Origin of the sequence: Actinomadura logoneensis (assembly GCF_003428695.1) — a bacterium.
GTDB classification, from domain to species: Bacteria; Actinomycetota; Actinomycetes; order Streptosporangiales; family Streptosporangiaceae; genus Spirillospora; species Spirillospora logoneensis.
On sequence record NZ_QURH01000068.1, the window covers coordinates 1 to 6,932 of the forward strand.

The 6,932-nt window shown below is 72.5% G+C and carries 13 protein-coding genes; 11 read left to right on the top strand and 2 right to left on the bottom strand.

All coding sequences use genetic code 11. The annotated features are described in order from the left end of the window. The 9 genes from DZF91_RS03195 to DZF91_RS03230 all read left to right on the top strand — a co-directional run. A partial coding sequence (locus DZF91_RS03195; RefSeq protein ID WP_207661879.1) for a RapZ C-terminal domain-containing protein occupies positions 1-1,131 on the top strand: 1,131 nt, incomplete at its 5' end. Beyond that, positions 1,128-1,559 (top strand): DUF3307 domain-containing protein, encoded by a 432-nt coding sequence (locus DZF91_RS03200; RefSeq protein ID WP_199486372.1) that lies wholly within the window; start codon positions 1,128-1,130, stop codon positions 1,557-1,559. The genes DZF91_RS03195 and DZF91_RS03200, both read left to right, overlap by 4 nt. Before the next feature lie 116 nt (positions 1,560-1,675). Further along, positions 1,676-1,828, top strand: a complete 153-nt coding sequence (locus tag DZF91_RS39365) for a hypothetical protein (RefSeq protein WP_158587835.1) — start codon at positions 1,676-1,678, stop codon at positions 1,826-1,828. A 223-nt stretch (positions 1,829-2,051) separates the two neighbouring features. Continuing rightward, positions 2,052-2,390 (top strand): hypothetical protein, encoded by a 339-nt coding sequence (locus tag DZF91_RS03205; protein WP_117356001.1) that lies wholly within the window; start codon positions 2,052-2,054, stop codon positions 2,388-2,390. Next, positions 2,390-2,755, top strand: coding sequence for an RRQRL motif-containing zinc-binding protein (locus DZF91_RS03210; RefSeq protein WP_117356002.1), 366 nt, complete (start codon positions 2,390-2,392; stop codon positions 2,753-2,755). Before DZF91_RS03205 ends, DZF91_RS03210 begins: the two co-directional genes overlap by 1 nt. A gap of 279 nt (positions 2,756-3,034) precedes the next feature. Next, positions 3,035-3,685: a ParA family protein gene (locus DZF91_RS03215; protein WP_117356003.1), complete on the top strand. Its 651-nt coding sequence runs from the start codon at positions 3,035-3,037 to the stop codon at positions 3,683-3,685. Then, positions 3,682-4,005 (top strand): hypothetical protein, encoded by a 324-nt coding sequence (locus tag DZF91_RS03220; RefSeq protein WP_117356004.1) that lies wholly within the window; start codon positions 3,682-3,684, stop codon positions 4,003-4,005. The genes DZF91_RS03215 and DZF91_RS03220 overlap by 4 nt, the downstream gene beginning before the upstream one ends. A gap of 133 nt (positions 4,006-4,138) precedes the next feature. Beyond that, the gene (locus DZF91_RS03225; RefSeq protein ID WP_117356005.1) at positions 4,139-4,375 is read left to right on the top strand and encodes a hypothetical protein; all 237 of its coding nucleotides are present in this window, start codon (positions 4,139-4,141) and stop codon (positions 4,373-4,375) included. 148 nt (positions 4,376-4,523) lie between these two features. Beyond that, positions 4,524-4,790: a hypothetical protein gene (locus DZF91_RS03230; protein WP_235834048.1), complete on the top strand. Its 267-nt coding sequence runs from the start codon at positions 4,524-4,526 to the stop codon at positions 4,788-4,790. A 4-nt stretch (positions 4,791-4,794) separates the two neighbouring features. Here the strand turns inward: DZF91_RS03230 and DZF91_RS03235 are convergent, their stop codons facing one another. Then, positions 4,795-5,070 (bottom strand): hypothetical protein, encoded by a 276-nt coding sequence (locus tag DZF91_RS03235; protein ID WP_117356007.1) that lies wholly within the window; start codon positions 5,068-5,070, stop codon positions 4,795-4,797. 96 nt (positions 5,071-5,166) lie between these two features. Continuing rightward, on the bottom strand, positions 5,167-5,325 hold the full coding sequence (locus DZF91_RS39370; RefSeq protein ID WP_158587836.1) for a hypothetical protein: 159 nt from the start codon (positions 5,323-5,325) through the stop codon (positions 5,167-5,169). Between the two features lie 85 nt (positions 5,326-5,410). Between DZF91_RS39370 and DZF91_RS03240 the strand changes: the two genes are divergently transcribed. Next, positions 5,411-5,854: a hypothetical protein gene (locus DZF91_RS03240; RefSeq protein WP_117356008.1), complete on the top strand. Its 444-nt coding sequence runs from the start codon at positions 5,411-5,413 to the stop codon at positions 5,852-5,854. Positions 5,855-6,121: 267 nt separating this feature from the next. Next, a complete protein-coding gene (locus tag DZF91_RS42575) occupies positions 6,122-6,256 on the top strand; it encodes a hypothetical protein (RefSeq protein ID WP_268915915.1) in 135 nt (44 codons plus the stop codon). Positions 6,257-6,932: the final 676 nt, after the last annotated feature.

Sequence of the window (6,932 nt, forward strand, 5' to 3'; positions counted from 1 at the left end):
CAGAGAGGCATCACCATCATGACCCACATCAGCAGCGCCACGATCATCTCGTTCGGCTACGGGCACGGCCCCGCCCCGGCCGCCGACATCGTGGTTGACCTGCGCCACCGCTACAGGGACCCCCATGTGGACCCGGCCCTGCGGCACCTGACCGCCGAGGACGAGCGGGTGCGCCGGGCCGTGCTGACCACGCGGGGCGTGGGTGCGCTGATCGACCGGCTCGCGGACCTGACCGTGACCCTCGCCCGGCTCCCCCTGCCGGTCACGATCGCCCTGGGCTGCGTCGGGGGCCGCCACCGCGCCCCCGCCATCGCCCACGAGCTGCACGCGCAGCTCGACGGCGAGGGCCTGGCCGTGCAGCTCCAGCACCGGGACATGCACCGCGACGTCATCGCCCGGCCCGCCCGCCTCGGCGGCGACGGCGACACGGCGGGAGGCGCCATCACGGCCGAGCGGGGCGTCGGCCGGGGCTGGGGACCGCTGCCCGGTAGCCGCCAGGCGCTCGGCCACTCCTCGGCCCGCCGCACGCGCGGCGGCGAGGACGACCCGCGACGGATCGACTGGGCCGCCCGCCAGGCCGCCGCCGTGATTCCGTTCGCCGTGGTCGACGGTCGTCCGGTGAACCCGCTCGCGCCGACCGGCACCCCGAGGGGGCGCGGTGGCCTGTGGCACTTGGGCGAGGGCCTGGCCGCGGACGCGGCCGTCCTGGCGACCGGCCCGGACGGGGTCCGGCGGCTGCTGCTGGTCGAGCGTGGCGACGGCCACGGGTGGGCGCTGCCGGGCGGGCACATCGACCCGGGGGAGCAGGCCCTGGAGGCGGCGATCCGCGAGCTGGCCGAGGAGACCGGCCTGCGGCTCCCGGGCGCGGTCTGGACGGTGCTCCCGCCCCGGGTCGTGGACGACCCGCGCGCGACGGACGAGGCGTGGATGGTCACCACCCCGTGCGTGACCGACCTCGGCGAGGTCGCCGAGCTGCCGCGGGTGAGCGGCGACGACGACGCGGCCGACGCCGCATGGATCCGCGCCGACGACTACGCCACGCTGACCGCGGACCTGGCCGACCGCGACGGCGTCGTGTTCCCGGCCCACGTCGCTCTGATCCGCGAGGTGCTGGAGGGGAACGCCCGATGATGACGCCGACCACCCTGGAGCACACGGTTACCTTCGCGGCCGTTCTCCCGACATTGATCATCGGCCATCACCTGGGCGACTACTGGATCCAGACGGACCACCAGGCCAAAACCAAGGGCGCGCCGGGCGCGCCCGGCCGCCACGCCTGCGCGCAGCACGTCGCGACCCTGACCATGACCCTGACCCTCGCCCTGGTGGCGCTGGCGGGAGTGACCGGCCTCCACCTGCCCCACACCCAAGTGGCCATCGCGCTCATGGTCAACGCCGCCTCCCACTACTGGGCCGACCGGCGGACCACCCTCGCCGCCCTCGCCCGCCGCGCGGGCAAGGGCGCATGGATCGAATCCGACAAGGCCGCGCTGCCCCACCTCGACCAGGCGTGGCACCTGTACTGGCTCGGCATCACCGCTCTGATCATCGCAAGCTGACAGAGCACCTGCCCAGAAGGGAGGCACCCAGACGCAGGCGGGCCCCGGCCGTGTGGCTGCACAGCCGGAGCCCTTGATCACACACCTGACTACACCAGGAGATGACCATGCACATCATGGCGCAGACCGCCGTGAACAACGACACCACCCGCACCAGCTCCGGGGGCACCGCGACCTCCGGCGGCAACGGCCCCGGCGGCGGGATGTACGGCAAGGGCCTGCCGCACGGCGGCGAGCCGATGCGCGACGGCAAGGGCGGCAAGAAGTGAGCGGCGGCACGCCCTGCTGCCCGACGTGCGGCAGCGCGCAGCACGTGACCTACGCCGGACGGACGGGGGGCAAGGGCCCCAGCCGGGACGTGTGGCGGTGCGCGACGCACGGCGAGTTCACCACCCCCGCCCGATAGCCCGATAGCCACCGAGTAGCGCGGGCCGGGACCCACGACCAAGCGATGTCCCGGCCCGCCACCCCCCAACAGGAGGCATCACCATCATGACCCCCACAGCCACCCCCACAGCCACCCCCACAGCCACCCCCACGACCGTCACCGCGACCGCCGCCGGCGACCTGACCGCCGAGCGCATCTACGACCTGGAGCGCCGCGCGGGCCGGGTCCACCCGGACGAGCCTGTCGTCGCGGCGCGGGAGGTCTTGGCGCTGATCCGGATGCTCCGCGACCGTGAGGCGGGCGCCCTGGCGGCCGCGGCCCGGGACGCGCGGGTCCGGCACTTGGCCGCCGACTGGATGGCCTCGCCCGACATCCAGGTCGCCGCCGCCGGACGGCTCGTCCACCGGGCGCTGACCGGCGGTGACCCGCGGGGCCTGATCTGATGGGCGGGCGACGGTCATCCGCGCGGTTCTGGGACCCCGACGGCCGCCGCGAGGGGATCCCGACCTACCCGTGGCGCCTGGCCCCGCCGCACCTGGCCACCCGGCGGCAGCTCGCGGCGCGCGGGCTGCGGCCCGGCGGACAGGAGATCGTCGCCCAGGTCCGCTGGCACGGCGCTCACCGGCGCCACGCCGTCGCCTACCTGTACGACCCGGCGCTCGCGCTGCCGCGCCGCACCCCCACCCCCGCGCAGCTCGCCGCGCTGGACCGGGCGATGGCCGCCCGCCGGACCTGCCCGTCCTGCGGCCGGGACGTCGGATACGTCATCCCGCCCCGGCTCGGCGTCTGCAACGACTGCGACACCTGATCCGCTGACCAGCCCCCACCAAGGAGATCGTCATGGCGAACTGCCTCCACAACCGCAAGACCAGCCTGGAGACCGTGAAGGTCGGGAAGGACAAGATCGTCTACAAGCGGTGCCACGACTGCAACGCGGTCCTGCCGCTGTAGGTCCGCACTGCCCCGCCGGCCCCCCGATCCGGATCGGATCGGGGGGCCGTTCGTGTGTGCGTGGCCCGTTCGGCGGGACATGCCGAGCTGCCGGTGAGCTTCCTGGATTGCTGAGTTCCGTGATTCAGTAACGCCCATGCTGACCTCGATCGCGTTCGCGAACTTGAAGCCCGGCACGGGCAAAACGACGACGGCCGTCCTGACTGCCTACGCGCTGTACCTGCGGGGATGGCCGGTCACGCTGGCCGACTGCGACCCGGCCGGCTCGGCGCTGGCGTGGTCGGACGAGGTCGGCGGCTTCCCGTTCGATGTGGTCGGTCTGCCGACCAAGGACGCCGGGCGGCGCCTGCCGAAGATCGCCCGGGACACGATCGCGGTGGCCGACACCCCGCAGGCCGAGGACCACGGCGCGATCGTCCGCTCGGTGCTGCGGGAGGTGGACGAGACCACGATCACCGTCGCGCCGTCCACGATCGAGATCGAGCGCACGTCCGGGATCGCCGACCTGCTGGAAGAGGTCGCCGAGGTCCGGCGCGCTCCGGGCCGCGTGGCGGTCCTGCTGAACCGGGTCGTCGGCTCGGCCCGGTCCGGCCGGGACGCCCGGGAGGCCCTGGTGGGGCTCGGATACGAGGTGCTGGGGCCGGAGATTCCGCGTCGGGAGGTCTATGCGCTGGCCTACGGCGCGGTGCCACGGATCGCGCCGGGCGACCCGTTCGACCTGCTGGCCGAGGCGTACCTCAAGCGCGCGGGCCTGCCGATGACCGGACCGGCTGAGGTGAGCGCGTGACGCCGCCGCCCTCGGCGTCGTCGGGGTCGTCGTCCAGCAGGTTCGCGCGGGCCGCGCAGTCGCGGCGCAAGGACGCCGAGACGGGGCAGGTCCGCGAGCGCGGGACCACGGCCCGCCGTACCACCCCGGTCCGCATCACGATCGACCTGGCTCCGGAGGACTACCGCACGATGCGGCGCCTGGTGGACGAGATCGCCGCCGCCACCGACATCCCGACCCTGGCGCACAGCCGGATGTGGCGGGCGCTGCTGGCCGAGGCTGCCGACGATCCGGCCCTGTTGACCGCGGTCGCCGACCGTATCCGGGACGAGGCCGGTTGACGCCCCAGGCGCATTACTGAGTTACTGAACCACTGAAATCAGTAGTCATCCGGGCGGCGCCGCCCGGGCAGACGCGACAATGAGGGACCAAGGGCGGAACCGATCCGGCCCGCGGTCCGCGAGGGAGATTGTGGTGGCGAAGAGGACGCGGCACACGATGACCAAGGTCCGGTGGACCATGTGGGCACTCGGCGCATTGGTCGTGGCGCTGACGTTCGCGGCCAGCTCGGCCGTCACGGTGCAGATGACCGTCGCCATGGGCGTCGGACTCGGCGTCCTGGTGCTGGCGGCCAGTGAGTGGATCATCGCTCGCACCCGCAATCACCCTCAAGTCCGCATGGCCGAGTGGCGGGCGGGGATCGACCGCTGAGCACCGGCCGGTTCCAGAGCCCGCGCGCCGCGCGGGACCCAGTGGCGATCCCGGGACCACCGTGCGAGTGTGGCCCGGGGCAGCAGCGGATCAGGGAAGTAGGAACTTGATGTTGATGCAGACCGCGAACGCGCTCGCGGTACGGCTCATGCTGGCGGCGCCGTCGCCGTCCCCAGGCCCTGGGCAGGGCCCCGACACCCAGGGCCTGGCGAACTGGCTGAGGGACATCTTCGGCCCGCTGTTCCTGGTCGTCGTGTCGCTGGTCGCGCTGTTCTTCCTGTTCACCCGGGAGATCACGCGCTTCGTTCAGTTCATCGTGCTGGTCGTGGCGATCGCGGTGATCTTCTACTACCCGGGCATCATCGAGACGGTCGCGACCGGGGCCGCCAAGGCCCTCGGCGTCAAGGGCGGATAGCTGGTCAGGCGGTCGCGTTGAGCGCGACCGCCACCACGAACGCGGCGGCCACGAGCGCCAGGAGGACGGCGTCCAGGCGGCGCGCCAGGCCGAGCGCGAGCACCAGGGGCAGCGAGGGCCCGACCCGGACGCGATAGCCGCGGCGGCCCCGGCCCCGCCCGCCGCTACGTCCGCCGCGCAGCAGCGCGGGCAGGCCGGCCGCCACGGCCACCAGGACGACGACGGCCAGGATGAGCCCCCACGCGGCGCGGGGGAGATGGACGGTCGTCTCCGCGATCATCGGTCACCTCCGGCGCCCATCCTGGCGGCCGGGACGCATCACGACCAGCCCCGCCGCGCCCCTCCGCATTTTCGTCACGCACGCCGTGACGAAATTTCATTTGCGCCGGAGGTAGAGCCACCACAGCCCCAGGCCCGCCAGGACGACGGCGGCCAGGATGAGGATCGGTCGGGGGAGGTCCGGATCGGTGTGGCACTGCCAGTGCCCCGCCTGGACCATGCAGTGACGATGTTCGGTGTCTGCGATCGGCTGCATGGGCGGACGCTACCGGCCCGCCGTGGTCACCGATAGGCGAATACTCGTCACGGCACGTGGTCGACCTCTGGGAGCATCGGGGCTCATGAGTAGCGGCAGGGCGAGGGCGGCGAGTCTCCGCCTGATAGCGGCCTTCCTGGAGCGGGACGGCGCGGCGGTGGAGGAGATCCTGCGGGGCCGGGACGTGGCCGAGCTGGCGGACATGCTGGAGAGCCTGGCCGGGCTGGCGACCCTCACCACCCAGGCGATGGCCCTGGCCGGGGCCGCCGGGCCGGTGGCCGAGGGGGCCACCCAACGGCGGGTGGTGGACCTGGTGTCCGAGGTGGCCGGCCCGGTCGACGGCGCGACGGCGCACCTGCTGTGGACCGCGTTCGCGGCCGGGGAGGCGTCGGAGGCGATGGCGGACGTGCCCGCCGTGGCGGTGCAGCTCATGGCCGCCTGCGCCGCGGTGACGGGGGAGGACTGGAGCGGCTGGCCCCCGGCCGCCCTGGCTCGGCAGTACCGCGCGCTGGCGGACCGGACCGCCTGACGGCGTATTACATCACGCCCAATCGTCACGTGCGGCGCGACGAATGGTGGCGTAAATGATCTTCAATCGGCCAAAAAGTTGGGGAATCCAACCACATTCCCCCTGTTGTTGTCCACTTCCCTACGAGCAGGTGTGGAATTGTCGCCGTCCTGGTTTATCGTCTTGCTCGACACCCCGTGTCAGATCATCCGGGCCGCGCGCGCCGGATGAGCCGGCCGGGGGTTGACCCGGCCGCCCCCCCGTTGGCCGGGGAGAGGGGTTCGCTCGATGAGCGCACTCCGTAGGCGGGATGAGGCGTCCGGTCGCTACTGGCGGCTCAGGGCACGGCTGGAAGTGGTGAAGGCCGTGCTGTGGGTCGTCTTCGAGTGGTGGCACGACGGCTCGTCCGGTCCCCGGCTCTAAGCCGGGGCGGCGAGGCCCCCACTCAGAGAGTTGACGAGCTCCAGGCGAGTGGGGGCCTCTTCGCGTCCGGCCCGGCCCTCGGTGAGATCGCTTGAGGGATTTGGGGGAAATGCCGACTTTCGTCAGATTCCCGGGACCGGCTCATACATCATGCCCCAACCCTACGACGAATTGCGCGTTTAGCTGTCCCATTTTCGACCTCATCGCGCCTTCTGATGGCTTTTGTCTCCGACGATTCTTCGGAGGAGACGGCCGGAATACGGACGATTCCTACCGCGCTCCCTCGAATCTCCCCCGAAACGGCAGGTCAGACGGCGAGTCGTCGTAGTCGAGTTTCGGCCGTGGGACAGCGCTGCGGAGCCAGGGCCGGCAGGGCGCGACTTGCGAACGCGCGCCGTTGACCTGCGGCAATGCCCCCCGGGCCGGTCACCGGTCAGAGCCACGACGGTGCGTCTCGGACGCACTCCGGACGTAGTCCGGACGTACTTCGGACGACCTTCCGGAACGATGTACCGATGTCAGTACGCCTTGTTACGGTATCGGTACAGCGATCGGAAGGGGGTCCCATGACGGACCAACCGAGCATCACCCGTACCGGACCGCGCGGCACCGGCGGCGGCGCGGCGGCCGAGGAGCAACGCGCGCGGGCGGCGGCGACCCTCGCCGACGCCGCCGC

Coding starts and splice junctions, on each gene's coding strand:
- DZF91_RS03200 (WP_199486372.1), top strand. CDS start 1,128: ATGATGACGCCGACCACCCTGGAGCACACGGTTACCTTCGCGGCCGTT.
- DZF91_RS39365 (WP_158587835.1), top strand. CDS start 1,676: ATGGCGCAGACCGCCGTGAACAACGACACCACCCGCACCAGCTCCGGG.
- DZF91_RS03205 (WP_117356001.1), top strand. CDS start 2,052: ATGACCCCCACAGCCACCCCCACAGCCACCCCCACAGCCACCCCCACG.
- DZF91_RS03210 (WP_117356002.1), top strand. CDS start 2,390: ATGGGCGGGCGACGGTCATCCGCGCGGTTCTGGGACCCCGACGGCCGC.
- DZF91_RS03215 (WP_117356003.1), top strand. CDS start 3,035: ATGCTGACCTCGATCGCGTTCGCGAACTTGAAGCCCGGCACGGGCAAA.
- DZF91_RS03230 (WP_235834048.1), top strand. CDS start 4,524: ATGCTGGCGGCGCCGTCGCCGTCCCCAGGCCCTGGGCAGGGCCCCGAC.
- DZF91_RS03235 (WP_117356007.1), bottom strand. CDS start 5,070: ATGATCGCGGAGACGACCGTCCATCTCCCCCGCGCCGCGTGGGGGCTC.
- DZF91_RS39370 (WP_158587836.1), bottom strand. CDS start 5,325: ATGCAGCCGATCGCAGACACCGAACATCGTCACTGCATGGTCCAGGCG.
- DZF91_RS03240 (WP_117356008.1), top strand. CDS start 5,411: ATGAGTAGCGGCAGGGCGAGGGCGGCGAGTCTCCGCCTGATAGCGGCC.
- DZF91_RS42575 (WP_268915915.1), top strand. CDS start 6,122: ATGAGCGCACTCCGTAGGCGGGATGAGGCGTCCGGTCGCTACTGGCGG.